Source organism: Acinetobacter sp. ANC_7655 (assembly GCF_056784015.1).
The window spans coordinates 250,062-266,201 of record NZ_JBWYJB010000002.1 but is presented as its reverse complement, the minus strand read 5'-3'; the positions used below and the strand labels follow the sequence as shown (position 1 = coordinate 266,201).

At 37.3% G+C, this 16,140-nt stretch carries 14 protein-coding genes; 8 read left to right on the top strand and 6 right to left on the bottom strand.

Going from position 1 to position 16,140, the window contains the following annotated elements; genetic code table 11:
• Positions 1-170: 170 nt before the first annotated feature.
• Genes AC1M9N_RS05255 through tssH form a run of 6 tightly spaced genes read right to left on the bottom strand, consistent with a single transcriptional unit; the run spans position 171 to position 7,805 of the window.
• A complete protein-coding gene (locus AC1M9N_RS05255; RefSeq protein ID WP_481608696.1) occupies positions 171-1,148 on the bottom strand; it encodes a M15 family metallopeptidase in 978 nt (325 codons plus the stop codon).
• The gene (locus tag AC1M9N_RS05250) at positions 1,145-1,762 is read right to left on the bottom strand and encodes a hypothetical protein (RefSeq protein WP_481954368.1); all 618 of its coding nucleotides are present in this window, start codon (positions 1,760-1,762) and stop codon (positions 1,145-1,147) included. The genes AC1M9N_RS05255 and AC1M9N_RS05250 overlap by 4 nt, the downstream gene beginning before the upstream one ends.
• A gap of 12 nt (positions 1,763-1,774) precedes the next feature.
• Entirely contained in the window at positions 1,775-2,578 is an 804-nt protein-coding gene (gene icmH, locus AC1M9N_RS05245; protein WP_481592014.1) for a type IVB secretion system protein IcmH/DotU, read from the bottom strand.
• A gap of 19 nt (positions 2,579-2,597) precedes the next feature.
• Positions 2,598-3,962, bottom strand: a complete 1,365-nt coding sequence (gene tssK / locus AC1M9N_RS05240; protein ID WP_481594548.1) for a type VI secretion system baseplate subunit TssK — start codon at positions 3,960-3,962, stop codon at positions 2,598-2,600.
• A 5-nt stretch (positions 3,963-3,967) separates the two neighbouring features.
• Positions 3,968-5,086, bottom strand: coding sequence for a type VI secretion system protein TssA (gene tssA, locus AC1M9N_RS05235; RefSeq protein WP_481592012.1), 1,119 nt, complete (start codon positions 5,084-5,086; stop codon positions 3,968-3,970).
• Between the two features lie 22 nt (positions 5,087-5,108).
• The gene (gene tssH, locus AC1M9N_RS05230; RefSeq protein ID WP_481954372.1) at positions 5,109-7,805 is read right to left on the bottom strand and encodes a type VI secretion system ATPase TssH; all 2,697 of its coding nucleotides are present in this window, start codon (positions 7,803-7,805) and stop codon (positions 5,109-5,111) included.
• Positions 7,806-8,239: 434 nt separating this feature from the next.
• On the opposite strand from tssH, the gene AC1M9N_RS05225 reads away from it, so the two are divergent.
• The 8 genes from AC1M9N_RS05225 (at position 8,240) to AC1M9N_RS05190 (ending at position 16,122) form a co-directional block, all read left to right on the top strand.
• Positions 8,240-8,827, top strand: a complete 588-nt coding sequence (locus tag AC1M9N_RS05225; RefSeq protein ID WP_481954367.1) for a hypothetical protein — start codon at positions 8,240-8,242, stop codon at positions 8,825-8,827.
• 28 nt (positions 8,828-8,855) lie between these two features.
• The gene (gene tssB, locus AC1M9N_RS05220) at positions 8,856-9,368 is read left to right on the top strand and encodes a type VI secretion system contractile sheath small subunit (protein ID WP_092766613.1); all 513 of its coding nucleotides are present in this window, start codon (positions 8,856-8,858) and stop codon (positions 9,366-9,368) included.
• The gene (gene tssC, locus AC1M9N_RS05215) at positions 9,361-10,842 is read left to right on the top strand and encodes a type VI secretion system contractile sheath large subunit (protein ID WP_092766612.1); all 1,482 of its coding nucleotides are present in this window, start codon (positions 9,361-9,363) and stop codon (positions 10,840-10,842) included. Before tssB ends, tssC begins: the two co-directional genes overlap by 8 nt.
• 44 nt (positions 10,843-10,886) lie before the next feature.
• Complete coding sequence (locus AC1M9N_RS05210) at positions 10,887-11,390, top strand: Hcp family type VI secretion system effector (RefSeq protein ID WP_092766611.1); 504 nt, start codon at positions 10,887-10,889, stop codon at positions 11,388-11,390.
• 68 nt (positions 11,391-11,458) lie between these two features.
• The gene (gene tssE / locus AC1M9N_RS05205; RefSeq protein ID WP_092766610.1) at positions 11,459-11,938 is read left to right on the top strand and encodes a type VI secretion system baseplate subunit TssE; all 480 of its coding nucleotides are present in this window, start codon (positions 11,459-11,461) and stop codon (positions 11,936-11,938) included.
• 13 nt (positions 11,939-11,951) lie between these two features.
• Positions 11,952-13,760: a type VI secretion system baseplate subunit TssF gene (gene tssF / locus AC1M9N_RS05200; protein WP_481954366.1), complete on the top strand. Its 1,809-nt coding sequence runs from the start codon at positions 11,952-11,954 to the stop codon at positions 13,758-13,760.
• On the top strand, positions 13,724-14,719 hold the full coding sequence (gene tssG / locus AC1M9N_RS05195; protein ID WP_481607148.1) for a type VI secretion system baseplate subunit TssG: 996 nt from the start codon (positions 13,724-13,726) through the stop codon (positions 14,717-14,719). The genes tssF and tssG overlap by 37 nt, the downstream gene beginning before the upstream one ends.
• Entirely contained in the window at positions 14,716-16,122 is a 1,407-nt protein-coding gene (locus AC1M9N_RS05190; RefSeq protein ID WP_481954365.1) for a hypothetical protein, read from the top strand. The genes tssG and AC1M9N_RS05190 overlap by 4 nt, the downstream gene beginning before the upstream one ends.
• Positions 16,123-16,140: the final 18 nt, after the last annotated feature.

Sequence of the window (16,140 nt, the reverse complement as noted above, 5' to 3'; positions counted from 1 at the left end):
GCAGTAAAGAAAAAAATAAACAAATAAAATTAAGGGAAATGCATGGGTACGGAAAAATTAACTTCTAAATCGATGTCTTCACATAGTTAATTACAAGCGCAAAATATATCAATAAATACAAAAATGCCTGTATCGTTAACAGGCATTTTGAAAAGAGAATCAACGGATTATTACTGTTCTATATTGCTTGCCATTAAATTACCTTGTTCAGCTTCTCGCATGAAACGATCATGAGTTTCCTTGCTACGAACCAAGCCAGGCATTCGATATTCTGTATGACCGTAGTCATGAATTTTTGTCCAACGTCCTCCCCAAACTAAACCGACAGACTCAGCAACTTGACCATATAACTGATAGCCACGCATAGCCCAAGGATCACGTTCAGAAATAACGACTTTACCATCTCGCTTGAATGCGACATCAGCTGCTAAACCAAATTGGTGATAGCTACGGTATGCAGTCGCTAAAGTGGTTGCTTTATTCCGAGATAGGCTATTTTGTCGTGCAGGACTACGATAACCCTCTAGTAATACTAATTCATAGCCATGTTGTTCCTTCATAATTTTGAAGACCATAAGTAATCGTTGTTTATAGCGTGGATGCATCTTGTCCCACTTACGATTTACCATTGAAGTATCGAGATGACCATGAGAAAACTCTGAATTTTCTACATTAGGAATAGTTGTAGATGAAACAGAACCGCCAGTTTGAGCTTGATATTGTTGCTCAAGACGTACAGCTTCAACGATTGCTGCATCGACGAGACTTTCTTCAACCTCTGGTGGAGGGGAAAGAATTTCCCCATTTAATAAGTTATAAATTTGAGGATCAGCTTTCTTTAAATAGTTTGCTTCTATTTTTGTAGGATCAACGGGTTTTGTAAAAGCAAAAAGCATAATACTGCTAAGTAACAAAAAACCAGCAATGAGTATCCACCATTGCTGTAAGTGCCAATGCGTTTGAATTTGGTCTGCTGAAGCAGCATGATTCATTTCATGTGCAAATTTACGTGCGTTTAAAAGCTTTTTTTTACCTTGTGGTAATAAGCTTTGTGCAAAATCTATTACTTTTTGTCTTATCTCATAAGACATCAATAAAGTCAGTGCGATGATTAATATCACAAAACTGACAATGATAAAAAAAATCACGGTGCAGGTTCTTTAGCAGTTCGTGTGAATGAAACTTCTACGCTGGCTACAGGAATATCAATATTTTCATCAGTGTCAGCTTTACTTTCAGCAACTTTATTTGCATTGGCTGTCGTAGGCTTAGACTCAGGCTTTTTTATGGTTTTCGGTAATGCTTCAGTTGTGGTCTTTTTTACTGGTTCTGCTTTAGGTGGAACTTGGGGAGTTTTGTTACTTAAAGGTTGCGCTTGATTAAAAGTTGATTCAAAGGGATTTTTACTTGAAGTCACTGGTTGAGTTGCTTGAGCAGAGTTTGTTTGCTGATGTTTGAAAATATTATTAAGCTCATTTAGCTTGGGTTGAGCTTGGTGATATTCATCAGGTTCAGATTGCTCGTTTTGATCAGCTTGAGTGACTCCTGAATCAATATTGGATAATTTATCATTTGAGTGTGTTGAATCTGTATCTGCTGCGTTAATCGGTTGGAAGCTTGGTTGATTTAAATAGGTATAAAAAGCTAAAGATGTGGCAGAGATACCAATTGCTACACCAATGATCCCACTTACTAGAGGCGAAATTTTTTTATTTTTTTTAGTAGGTGTAAGGACTCTAATATTTTTCTTTTCTTGGCTCATGTTGAATATCTTTTATGGTAAATGAATCGTTATGTGGGCCTGTTCAGCAGGTGCACTAATGACATTATTATATTGAGTCATGGCTTTGGTCTCTTGTTGACTGAGCATATAGCGAAGTCCAGAAAATGCCAACAATGCAAAGAGGAGTAAAAATAAGAGAATCCAAGCGAATGGAAGTTCTCTATGAATAATGTTTTTAATTTGATCAGGCAATGCAGCGAAAGGTGAAAAGAGGGCTTTTTTACCTTTTAAATAATCTATTTCATCGCCTACGCGTGCAACCAAATGATTTAAGCTTTCAATTGATTCAATACGGTATTTACCTTGAAAACCTAACAGTAAACAGTAGTGAAAAACTTCTAAAGCCGCTAAGCGATCTTTTCCACGAGTTCTAATTTTTTCTAATAAGTCAAAAAATTGATAACCTGCGAGTTGAGATCCAAATAAAGTTAACTGAAGAGGACTAATTAACCACGAATTTTGTAAATGGAAATAACTAGGGTCCTGTTGTGTGACAATCGTTTCATCAAGTAATGCACAAAATGCATATTTTGCATCATGGATATCCTCGGCTGAGAACTGCAACTTCTTCGCTTGTAATTCGAAACGTTGTAGTTGATCCATGATTTTTTGGCGAAATTCATCGACATTGTCAGGAACGTATTGGTTACGAATTAAAAAAACGATATAGAAACCGTCATGCATTAAATCAACCAAATTAGAAGACTGTGTCAATTTATTCTGTTGCTGTGGTGTAGAGCCTGCTCCAATCTGACCGTCATCGAACAGTGAAGGTGCTCCATTAGGCATATTCATATTTTTCTCTTCTCAATCTCTAGCCATTCATCACTGCGATGAGTTCAATACTGATATCTTGGAATCCAGCAGGTACATAAATACAGATGGTTTCAGACTCCAACATGCGTTGATAGAGTTCATGATGAGGTTCAATTTCAAAATAACTCACACCAGAGCGGACTGGAATCGCAGTAGGTACTTGCATCAAATGGTGAATCGGAATAGCAGGCAATGCAGAGACGACACGTTGCTCAACATCGACTGTTGTGCCCACTTTAAAACGTAGTGGGACAATTTGTACAAGTTCGTGTGTCTGCATCATTGAACTAGACACAGCAATATACAGACGAGATTCGCGAGTGATCTTATCTGACTCTAAGCTACCAACCCAATACGAAGGACGTATTTCTTTAAGACTGATATTGAAGTATCGACTTGAAATGATTGTGTCGAGTAACTCTCTTAAAATGACATCTAACTGCGCAAAGCTATCTTGTAAATTATGATGTTGATATTGAGGTAAATGTTCAACTTCATAGGCTGTTGAGAATGTCAGTAATGAGCCAGTCAATCTGAGTAATTCAAAAAATAAGCGTTCAGGGTGAATTTGGGGATGAGTCAATAAATGGCTGAGAGTTGCATGAGCAGTATTCAATGCATTCACTAGCCAAAATGAAACAATGTCACCTGATCTAAATTCAATTAATTTTTGTTCGTTTTCGCGATTGTTGGTTTGAATAGTTTTGATTTTTGCTTTAATGACATTCAAGGTACGTTTTAAATTAGCAACCAATGACTCACATGAAGCAATATGCAAAATTGGTGGAATAAATTTTGTATCAAGTTCAAAGCTTCCTGAACTATGACGCTTAATTTTTCCTATTGGCAAATATAAAAAACCATCCAGTTCATGAGGAGTATCATTCTGAGATTCCAGTAATTTCAGCTCAGCACGACGACGAATGTAAGTAATTTCAGCAGGTGTGGCATCTGTGAACAAATCATGAGTTTCATTCAGATACGAATGATATCGACTTGGTTGTGTCGAAGCCTCATGGGCGATATTACGCTTGTTTGGTTGAACGATAGGGAGCGCAAGAAAAATGGTCATTTCACCACGGAAATTGAGCTCATCGAGCAGTACGGGCTGAGGTAAAAGATCTCGCGAAGGAGCAGCGTAAATTTCACCATCTTGCCAAATCATTTCAATGTGCTCAATTGCTAGCACATGGGTCGTTAATTGAGATTCATCAAATTTGAGCTGTTGTACCCCATATGCGAATGGAATGGTGGCGCGAATAGTTTGATTTAAACGCTGTTCATGATAACTGTCTTGAATTTGAAAGTGCTGTGGTCTTAAAAACAGACCTTCACCCCACAGTACTTTTTCTGCTTTAAACATTGAGATTACCATTCATTAGATTCATTGCTATTTTTTACACCCAAGAGTTCATGGACTGATTCCAATGGGTTGTTATCGTTTTTAATAACTTGTGCGAGCCATTCATGAAGCGGCATTTGGCTCCATTTAATGGTTTTTTGAAGCATATAACTCACAGGACTATGTGGTTCATTTGCTTGAAAATAATCCGCAATATCTTTAAGCACCCGCATTGCTTGTTCACGATTTTGTAGATGACTTTGTGGTTGAGGTTGAAATGACTGTTGAGTTACTGCTGCTTGTATATTTGCTGTTGGAGCAGAATTTATATTTGAATTGTTTTCTTGGAATTGTAGGTCTTGATTCATGTCAGGAGTATCCTCAGACATTAAAAATGCATCTGCTTTATAAATTTTTTTCAGTGTTTTATGTATGTCTTCCAACTGAGAATCAGTATTTGCGAAACTTGGAGCATCTAATTGCATCAGTTGATCAAGTACTTGCTTGAGGGTATCCCAGTGCGTCAAAATTTCTAAAAAGAACTGATAATTGTTGTATTGGAAACTTTTTGAGGTATTAAATAAGCTTTGTTCGAATTGCTCGAGTTCTGGATGATTCTGAGAAGATCCATAATCATCAGCATTTTTTAATCTTACATTTTGTTGATGCAGTAATTTTTCATAATCATAGATTGAATAGAAAGGAGCTGAATTGATGAGTGGAACACGTTTAATCAAAGCAGGTAACTGAGAAGTCAAACCTTGCAATAAACCTAGACGTTGATCTAAATCATCATCTTCAATTTCAGGATGTATATCTTTCCAATAATTGGATAACATGCGATGTGAAAGCTCAAGGCTACGAGCGACTCCTTCGTAACCGTAGATTTGACTCCAAGCCTCGCTTAACCAAGTCAATAAACGAATATCTTTACTTTTTTGAGTCAGAACATCGATACATTTTGCCGAAACAAATGACCAATCTGCTTGTTTAGGTTCAGCTACCCAATCCCCCATATCTAAGAGCGGATCATCTTGAGTTTTCGCTTTCTTGATCTCATGAAATTCATTCGAAAAAGATAGATCTTCGCCACAGATCGCTTGATCTGAGATTGGTTGAAGTAGCTGTTTTATATCAATGTTCATATTAATTTATATACTCAAATAATTATGCTTCAACAATTTTCTTTTTGGTGGCTTTACGCTTTTTCGGTGCTGTTGTTGGATCTAATCGATACTCAATCACGTCATCTTTGCTATCAATTTGAATTAACTTAGGGACTTTGTTATCCGCCAAGGCGATCAATATTTGTGTTGCAAGTTCAGGTAAAACTGAAGAGTTTAGAATATTGTCGACATTACGTGCGCCACTATCGACTTCTGTACAGCGACTTAAGAGTAGTTCCACCAAATCATCCGTATACTCAACACGTGTTTGATATTGTTTGAAAATACGATCAGTAATTTTGCCTAACTTATGATGAATAATACGCACAAGTAGATCATCATGGAGTGGGAAGTAAGGCACGATACGCATACGCCCTAAGAAGGCAGGTTTAAACTGTTTATATAAACTTGGTTTTAAATGTTCAATTAAGTCTTCTGCCGTAGGCCATTCTTCTACAGGTTTAGTCAAACAGGCCTGCATAATTGCGCTTGAGCCAGTGTTAGAGGTCAATAAAATTGTGGTGTTTTTAAAATCGATAACACGTCCTTCACCATCTTCAAGTGTGCCTTTGTCAAAGACTTGGTAAAACAACTCTTGAACATCTGAATGTGCTTTTTCAATTTCATCTAACAAAACAACGCTATACGGATTGCGTCTAACAGCTTCAGTGAGGACACCACCTTGACCATATCCTACATAGCCTGGAGGCGCACCTTTCAATGAGGAAACAGTATGAGCCTCTTGATACTCAGACATGTTAATCGTGATGAGATGAGATTCCCCACCATACAGCTCATTGGCTAAAGCTAAAGCCGTTTCTGTTTTCCCTACACCACTTGGTCCAACCAACATAAATACCCCTTGAGGCTTGTTTGGATCTTCAAGTTTTGCTTTAGAAGTTTTGATTCCTTGAACAAGTTGATGCAGGGCATAGTCTTGCCCCATGACGCGTTGTTCCAGTTTTTCTTCTAAACTTAGAATTTGCTTAATTTCGTCATTGACCATTTTTCCTACAGGAATACCAGTCCAGTCTGAAATAATCTCATTAATGATTTGTGCATTAACACGTTCAAATACCAGAGGTTGTTCACCTTGTAATATTTTTAAATCGGATCTAAGTTGCTGAATCTGATTTTTAAAATCATTAATGTGTTCTTCATCTTTTAATTCAGAATTTTTTTGCTCAAGTGTTTTGATTTTTTGAACAATTTCTAGTTCTTGTTTCCACTTTTCAGTTGTGGCATTTAACTCATTTTCTATTTCAGTGATCGTATTTTTAAGATTGGAGAGGCGTTCGTCATGCTGTGGGAACTGATTATTCTCTTGTTCCAAAATATCTAATTCAAGCAATAAATTATGATGTTGAGCATGTAGCTGATCTAACTTTACCGGCTGAGCATTCTGAGTTAATGCCACACGAGCGGCAGCAGTATCTAAAACACTCACTGCTTTATCTGGGAGTTGTCGACCAGCAATATATCGATGTGAAGAATGAACAGCAGTCACAATGGCTTCGTCATCGATTTGAAGATTAAAGTGTTTAGCCATGACAGGAATCATGGCGCGAAGCATATCAATCGCAACCTCTTCAGTCGGTTCTTCAACTTTGACGACTTGGAAACGACGACTGAGCGCCGCATCTTTTTCAAAATATTGCTTATATTCAGCCCATGTAGTTGCAGCAATTGTTCTTAACTCGCCACGTGCTAAGGCTGGTTTAAGGAGATTCGCCGCATCATTTTGACCAGCTTGACCGCCTGCACCAATCAGTGTGTGTGCTTCATCAATGAAGATGATGATAGGATGAGCGGAACTTTGAACCTCTTGGATGACTTGTTTTAAGCGATTTTCAAACTCACCTTTTACACTTGCACTTGCTTGTAATAGACCCATATCAAGAACATGGATATGTACATTTTTTAATGCATCAGGCACTTGGTTGTTGGCAATCTTCAGCGCTAAACCTTCAACGACAGCAGTTTTACCTACACCTGGCTCACCTGTTAAAATAGGATTATTTTGACGACGACGCATCAGAATATCCAACATAAGGCGAATTTCAAACTCACGTCCAATGACAGGATCAATCCCACCGTTCAGCGCTTTTTGAGTCAAGTTAATGGTGTATTGATCTAGTGCAGGTGTTTTTGCATGAGATTCTGAACTTTGAATCGTATCCTGATCCTGAACATCATTTTGATGATCAGCTTGAGGGAGATGCTCTTCAATGCTAGCTTTACAAATTTCTATAAATTTGTGTTTCATCGTATCAATCGGGAACAGATCGAATAAACTCGATGCACGAAGCGCGATTTGATATAAATCTCCTGCAGTCAATAACGCAACTAATAAGTGCCCGCTACGGATGACTGGGGTTTGATCTGCGGAAGCAATAAGCCAAGCTTGTTCTAGCAGACGTACAATCGATTGAGCAAAAATAGGTGTACGCGTATTGCCTTTGGGCAAGTGCGAAATCGTTTCTTGTAAATCATCGATCAGTGCATTTTTAGAAATTTTATAGTGATCGAGCAAAATAGAGAGATCATTTTTTACGTTTTGATTTAATAATTCGAAGAGTAGATGTTCAATTTCAATTTCGTAATTTTGTTGATTAATACAATAATTTGCAGACTTTTCTAGTGCTGTTCTTGTCGTAGGAGATAGTTTTGTAATCAAAATTTTCAAGTTATTCATCAGAATTCTCTGTGTTCAAATTATTTATAGTTACTTAAAATAAACCTACATAACGTCTATTTTTAAGATTTTTAACGACTAAATATTTAATAAACAATAATTTTTAGTATGAAAAAATTCACCCATATTTTTTATTCTACCTAAATAAAGGTGATAAAAAAACTATCCTATAGTGTGAATCGTTTACAGAACTATATAATTTTGTAACTTAAAAAACTTAATTGTTTCTTTATTATAATGGTCATAATGTTGACTAAGTTTGCATTTATAAGTTTAAATTTTAATTAAATCTAATATATATAGAAGACATTGCTCTAAACATTGAGTGTGTTAAAAAATGATTTAGTGAATCATATAGTTAATGTAAATTTTATAATAAATGAGGGTGTGTTTTGAATACTAAAATTCTGCTTACAACTCTGCTAATTGGGTTGGGGATGGCGTCTACAACTTACGCAGATGAAGTAAAACTCAAAAGAGGTTGTGTTAAAGATCATCCATTAGTAGCGGGTGAAACAGACCAGACATTGCTACAAATTTATGCTCAAGCATGTGATAAAAAAAATAAAGACAACAAAAATGGTTTTCTAGCACAAGCAGCTCAGCGTTTTCAACAAATCGGACAAAATCAGAAAGCACTTCAATTGGTGAACAGTCTTAATGCACAAAATGTTCAGCACTCATCGTTAACAGATATTAAGTTTTTAGCTGGAATCGGAATCGCGAATGAGGCATTAGAGCAAATGCGTGGACCAGAAGTACGTTATTTGACTGAAGAGACTTACGAACCTGCGTTGGCACTTTCTGAAGCAGTTAAAAAAGCTAAACCTTTGACTGTAATCGAAACCAAAGTTGAAGAAGCACCTAAGCGTGTTCAAGAGACTCGAACTACTCGACAGCCTGCACGTACGACGCGCCGTGCATCGACTCCAGCAAAAACAACACCCGCTAAAACAACGACACCTGCGAAAGTTGAAAAACCAGCAGCACCAAAACGTGAGAATCCATTTGGCTCGTTGAACTGATCAAATTACAAATTTAGGAAAAAATAATATGGCTAAGCGTGAAAGTGTTCAAAAAAAATTACAACGCATCCGACCACCTCGAGTACAACTGACGTATGACGTAGAAGTAGGTGATGGTAAAGAAATAAAAGAACTTCCTTTTGTTGTTGGTGTATTAGGGGACTTCTCAGCAGCATCTGAACTTGAAAGAACCAAACTGAAAGATAAGAAATTTATTAATGTAGATTTGGATAATATTGATGAAGTAATGAGTTCGCTAGCACCAAGAGCTGCCTTTCAAGTTGAAAACACAATTTCGGAAGAGGGTGGAAATATGTCGGTAGATCTTACTTTTAACTCAATGGAAGATTTCCGACCTGAAAATGTTGTTCAACAAGTTGACCCTTTACGCAAATTGGTTGAAGCGCGTGAACGCCTTTCAGATTTGCGTAATAAAATTTCAAATAGCGAACGTCTAGAAGATCTGCTTGATGAAATTCTTCAAAATACAGATCAAGTACGCAAATTAAGTGCCGAAGCAGGAGGCGATGACCGTGAGTAATTTACAAACCGCACCTGCGACAAGCAATGCTGTTGAAGAAACAAGTCTTCTAGATTCGATTGTTGAACAAAGTCGAATAGCGCGTAACGATGATGAACATGTTCGTGCGAAAAATTTAATTGGTGAATTAGCCAAAGAAGTTATGGCTGGAACAATTACTGTTTCAGAAAACATGACGGTCTCAATAGATAAGCGTATTGCTGAAATTGATGCTTTAATTTCTGCTCAATTAAGCAAAATTATGCATCATGAACAGTTTCAAAAGATTGAGTCGACTTGGCGTGGACTTTACTATTTCTGTCAAGAAACACCTTCAAATCCTTTAATTAAAATCCGCATTTTAAATACCACTAAAAAAGAATTGATTAAGGACTTCCAAGGCGCAACTGACTTTGATCAAAGCACATTGTTCAAAAAAGTGTATGAAGAAGAATATGGTTCTTTTGGTGGTGCACCTTACGCAACTTTGATTGGTGATTTTGAATTCGATCGCACACCGTCAGATATGTATCTTTTAGAACAAATCTCTCATGTTGCCGCTGCCTCTCATGCACCCTTTATTTCAGCAGCAAGCCCTTCAATTCTAGGTCTTGAATCTTTCACTGAAATTGATCGTCCTCGTGATGTATCTAAAATTTTTGAAACTGCAGAATATGTACAGTGGCGCTCATTCCGTGAAAGTGATGATTCTCGCTATGTGGCTTTAACTATGCCACGCGTTCTGGGTCGCCTGCCTTATGACCCTAAAGAGGGTTGGGCAACAGAAGGGTTTAACTTCGTTGAAGAAGTGTCAGGTGAAGATCACGATCAATATCTCTGGATGAATGCAGCATACGGTTTCGGTACACGTTTAACGAATGCATTTGATATGCATGGTTGGTGTGCGGCAATTCGTGGGGTTGAAGGTGGTGGTTTAGTGGAAGGCTTGCCAGTACATACCTTCAAAACCAATGATGGTGAAGTCGTATTTAAGTGTCCGACAGAAGTTGCGATTACGGACCGCCGTGAGAAAGAGTTGAGCGATCTCGGTTTTATTCCATTAGTACACTGCAAAAACACAGACTACGCAGCGTTCTTTGGGGCTCAATCGACCCAAAAGCCTAAGAAATATGATAGCGATACAGCGAATGCAAATTCAGCACTCTCAAGCCAGATTCAATACATCATGGCTGTGTCGCGTATTGCGCATTATTTGAAAGCAATGATGCGAGATAAAGTCGGAAGTTTTGCTTCAGCTGGAAATGTAGAAAGCTTCTTGAATGATTGGTTATCTCAATATGTATTACTAGATGATGGTGCATCACAAGAGGCCAAAGCTAAGCGCCCGCTTCGTGAAGCATCTGTAAAAGTTGTGGAAGACCCGGCGAACCCTGGTCACTACAAATCGGTCGTGTTTTTAAGACCGCACTTCCAGTTGGACGAGTTGTCGGTATCTTTGAGACTTGTCACTGAGTTACCTCAGTCCTCTAATTAAATAGAGCAACTTTATAATAACGTTAAATAAAACAGGAAATCTTCATGAAAGATATATATGTTCAATTTCGAGGAAAATACAAAGTAGACGGCGAATCTCGTGACACTGAGCACAAAGATTGGTTGGAAGTTAATTCTTGGTCTCATAACATCCGTCAGCCTAAATCTGCGACATCTTCAAGTGTTGGTGGTCATACTTCTGAGCGTGTTGAACATTCAGACATGTTATTCGTTAAAGATTTAGATGCGACTAGCCCGAAACTTTGGGAAGCATGTTCTGCTGGTTACACTTTTGATGAAGTACAAATCGATTACTACCGTGCGAATGGTGATAAGCGTATTAAGTACCTTCAAATCAAATTGAAACATGTTCTAGTTTCAAGCGTAACACCATCTGTAAATGCTGAAGGTGTTCCGACTGAAGCATTTGGTTTGAAATATGCTGCTGTTGAGTGGACATACAACCAACAAGATATCGATGGTACTCAAAAAGGTGCGATCACGAAGCAATGGTCACTTTCTAACAACACTGCAAGCTACAAAGCTTAAAGTCTTGAAAGTGAGAGGAGTAGGGGCTGACTTAAGTTGGCCTTTATTCATCTTTTAGAGTAGGCAAGATGAAAACAAATTTAGATCATCTTTATCCATTTGGCTTCCGTGCAACTTTATTTGACCGCTTGATTCCAGAATATGAGGATCAGATCAAAGGCTTATCTATGCAAGAGCTACGTGAATCTGTTGCACATGACTTGGAAGATCTACTCAATAGTCGAGTAGCCAAGTTTGATCAAATTGATGACTTCCCTACGGTTAAAGGCTCGATTGCACAGTTTGGCATTATTGATTTTGTTGGATTATCAACAGCCAATCCAATGGATCGAGACAAAATTTGCCAATCTATTCAGCAGTCCATTGCGGCACATGAACCTCGCCTACGACAAATTCAAGTTGAAATGTTGTTAGACAGCGACAATATGGGCGCACTTTGCCTCAGTATTCAAGCATATTTAAATATCCATCCATTGTATGAGCCTGTAGTTTTTGATGCTTTATTGAAACCAACGACACAACAATATGTAATTTCGGCTAGATCTTAAGATTGGGGCTTTTGTGATAGAAGAACTTTTACCGTACTACGAAAAACAATTACAAGAATTTGGTCAACAATCTCGCGAGTTTGCTCAGAAGTATCCTAAAATTGCCCAACGGCTCTCGCTCAACCAAGAACAGATTGATGATCCACACATTGAGCGCTTAATTCAGGCGTTTTCGTTGATTGCTGCTCGAATTGATAAAAAATTAGCAGACAGTTATGACGTTTTTACACGTGCTTTATTTGAGGTGATGTTCCCTCAATATCTAAGACATTTTCCAAGTTGTACTGTCGTCAGTTTCGAGGATCAAAATAAAATAAAACAATTAACTGAAGCTCACGTCATTCCGCAGGCAACAACGCTAAAATCACGAAGCTTTAAGGGGGTACAATGTGAATTTAATACCTCTCAAGCTGTACGATTACTTCCCATTCAACTGAATCAAGTTCAATTTAAAACGAACCCAAGTGCTCAAATTCATCTCAATCAAAATGCCACTTTGCAATTAAGTTTTGAAACTTTCAATGAAGCAGGCTTGTGGATTCATCAAGAAAAACTCCCTATTTATTTAGATGCTATTTCAAATTTTCCGCTGCAAGTTTTGGATAGTATTTTCAAAAAAGATACGACTTTTACGGTACGCATTGGAACACAGCTTTATCAAATTTCTAATCCATTTTCCTTAATGGGCTTTGAGGAACATGAGAGTTTATTGCCTATTGATCAACATACACATCATGCCTATCGCTTGTTGATGGAATATTTTTGTTTTGCAGATAAATTCAGCTTTCTTAATCTTGATTTGTCTTTTTTAAGAAATTTATTAGATCAGCAAACGAGTTTTGATCTCCAAATTCATTTTAAGTTAAACCTAAACGATCAGGCGATTATTCGTAATTATTCAGAGCTGAATGTTGCAAATTTCAAATTATTTAGCACGCCGGCTGTTAATCTTTTTGAAAAAAATGCTGAACCACAAAAAATACATCATCGACAACTTGAATATCCATTGATCACGGATGCGCATCATCCTGAGTTTTATCAGGTCTATTCGATTCAGAAAATGCACATGGTTCGTGAAAAGATTAATCAGGAACAGGTTTATCATCCAGTGTTGCCGTTCTTTGGAATGAGTCATTACCATGATGAAAATGTCCAATTTTTCTATGCATTGAACTCATCACAGCTCAACAATAAGTTTGTTGAAACGGGTTATTCCATTATTTCTAAGCATTTACAGCCGTATGATACAAAGTCTGATTTTATTAGCACCGTATTGCTATGTTCGAATCGGAATTTACCGCATGAAGCATTAAGCCAGTCAAATAATATTTTAAATCTGAATGATAGTAGTTTGGCACGTCGAGCGTTGGTATTGAAGCGTCCGAGTTTACCCTATCAATTTGAGCAAAATCAGAAAGAGCAATGGCGCATTATTTCTCATCTTTCATTAAATACGTTAGCACTGATGAAAGGGGATGCGGTAGCACATTTAAAAGAATTATTAGAGTTATATAACTTACCGGCGAATAAAGAAAATCATCTGTTAATTAATTCGATTAAACAAATTGAATTTAGCCTGACGCATAAGTTGGTTGAAGCAAAACCTTTCCCGCTTTTCGTACGAGGACTCAAAGTTGTTATCCGAATCGATGAACAAATATTCAGAGGTCATAGTCTTTATATTTTCAGTCAATTGCTGAGTCATGTGTTTAACTTAAAAGTGCAGTTAAACAGTTTTGTCGATGTCATAATCGAAGATGCTCAATCACAACAGGAGTTATACCAATGCGTGCAGAACGTTGGTGGCAAGAAGCTTCTGTAATAGACCATTTATTTCAACAGCCGACTGCTTATGAGTTTATTCAGTCGATTCGATTGTTAAGACATGTGCCCTTTGCTCGGCCACATACACCATGGGATCGTGATTTTAAATTTCATCCTTCCTTAGAGCTTAACTTTCCTAAAAAAGAAATTGAATCACTCGCTTTAGAAGATGAAAAAGTTCAGCTTACAAATTTAATGGTGGGTTTGACTGGCATGCAGGGGGCATTACCCTATAGCTATACCAATAAAGTTAAATCAGCATCACGCAAATTTCGAGTTGAAACAACGCAATTCTTGAGTTTATTTAATCATAAGCTCACTTCACAATTCGTTGATGCGACGGTCAAGTACAATTTACCAGTACGGTATGAGGTCGAGTCTGAAAATCATTATCTGAATATTATCCATGCTTTAAATGGTTATATTAGTCAGCAACATCAACAACAAGAACTTGATGATTATTTTGCTGAATTTGCAGGATTAATGCAAGGGCAAAATAATACAGCACATGCTTTAAAAACCATGATTGCACAAGTATTTAATCAGCATGTGGCAATACAAGAGTTTATCCCTGAAAAATTTAAATTAGAGCTTCAGCAGAGAACATCCTTAGGAGGGGCGACGCCAAGCTTGTTAGGATTGAATACATTTTGTGGAGAGACTATTACCCAAATTGATGGCAAAATTGAAATTCAAATTGGACCGTTGGATCGTAAAACTTACCTAGATTTTCTACCACAACAAAAACTAAGTTTAAAATTAAAAAAACTACTACAAAGCTGGTGTAGCCCAACCTTATTGGTTGATGTTCGTTTAATTTTATCAAAACAAGAAATACAGCCTATTACTTTAAATTCGGAGCATTCTATGGGGCTTAGTCAGGGTGCCTTTTTAGCTCATAATCAACCGCTAGACAATGATGAAACTTGCTACCCATTGCTTGGAGTAGCGTCATGATCAAAATCATTGTTGGAGTGTTCCTTACGGTTTATCTGGTGATTTCTGCGATTGTGGTGCTGTATTGGCGTGACATCAATTTTGATCCTTCTGGCAGTGATCTACTTATCTTTTTTGGATTGTTACCTGTTGCAATCACTGCTTTTTTGGTGATGCCATATATGATTTATCATTGGATAAAAGAGCAAAAAAATAAACAGAATGATCCTCAACTTAGCGATGAGGTCGCAATTGAGGAGCTACAGCCTGAGCCTGTGGAGTGGATCAATTTAAATGTCTATCGCGCTTATGCACTCAATGCTTTGGGTGAAAATCATCTGATTATTGATGCGATTCGGGAATTCAAGAGTCCTGAACTTGATGACAAATTATTGAATGGGTATGGCTTGCCTATTCTGAGTTATCGAATTTCTGATTTAGACGTCGAACAAGATGAAGAGGATGAATATAGCTTCAAACGGCAATACCGAATTCATCAATTGATTCTGACTCAACTTGAACAACAAACAGAAATACTCTGGGAAATTAGTGAGCATTTAAAAAAATCAGCGCTTTTCTACGATACTCAAATTAGCCAATCTTATCGTATGCATCCAGCATGGATTGATCCTCAGGCTGAGTATCATGATGGGGAAGAAGATACTCCTTCTGTGCTGCAAGTTTATCGACTGAATAAGCTTAAAATCCACTTGGTTCTCGCTGAAGAATTATTGCATGTTTGGGATGAACAAGATTCTGAGCAACTCATTTCAGACTACCTGAGTCAGCTCAATTATATTCCTGAAGTGTTTCACGTGGAACACCACTATTGGGGTGTTGAAACAAGCTATAGTGAATGGATTCATCTTTTACAAAGTATTGAAAAAGATGAGTCATCTATAAGTCTTGTGTTCATCGTTGATTCCGAAATTGACCAAGATACATTAGATGAAAAGATTTGGATTTCAGAACAGTATATTCCTGCAGAATATATTTCGAGCTGTTGTTTAGCTTCACCTAAAATTCAAATTGAAAATGTTTTACCTACGAAAACATTAGATATTGCGATAAATGAAAAACAACTGAAACAGAGTTTAGATCGCTATAACATTGATCATCAGTTCAAAGTGGAAAATGAGCAGCCCTTTACAGTTCTGTTGGATGACATTACTCAACTCAAAACACTTAAAAAAATTGAGCAAAATTTTGCCAATACGAATATTGAGCAACATCATTATTTAATGCTTCATCCAACACTTGGGAATACACAAAGCTTAGCTAAAATTTTTGGATTTACTCTCGCTTTTCAGTTTGATGATGCGTTAATGACAATGGTGTATACAACTCAAAACCCTGATGTTCAGACATTTATTCAAACTTATCAATCAGAAACAGACATAAATCCTGAGCAGCAAAACGTTTAAAAATTTACGAAAAAAATG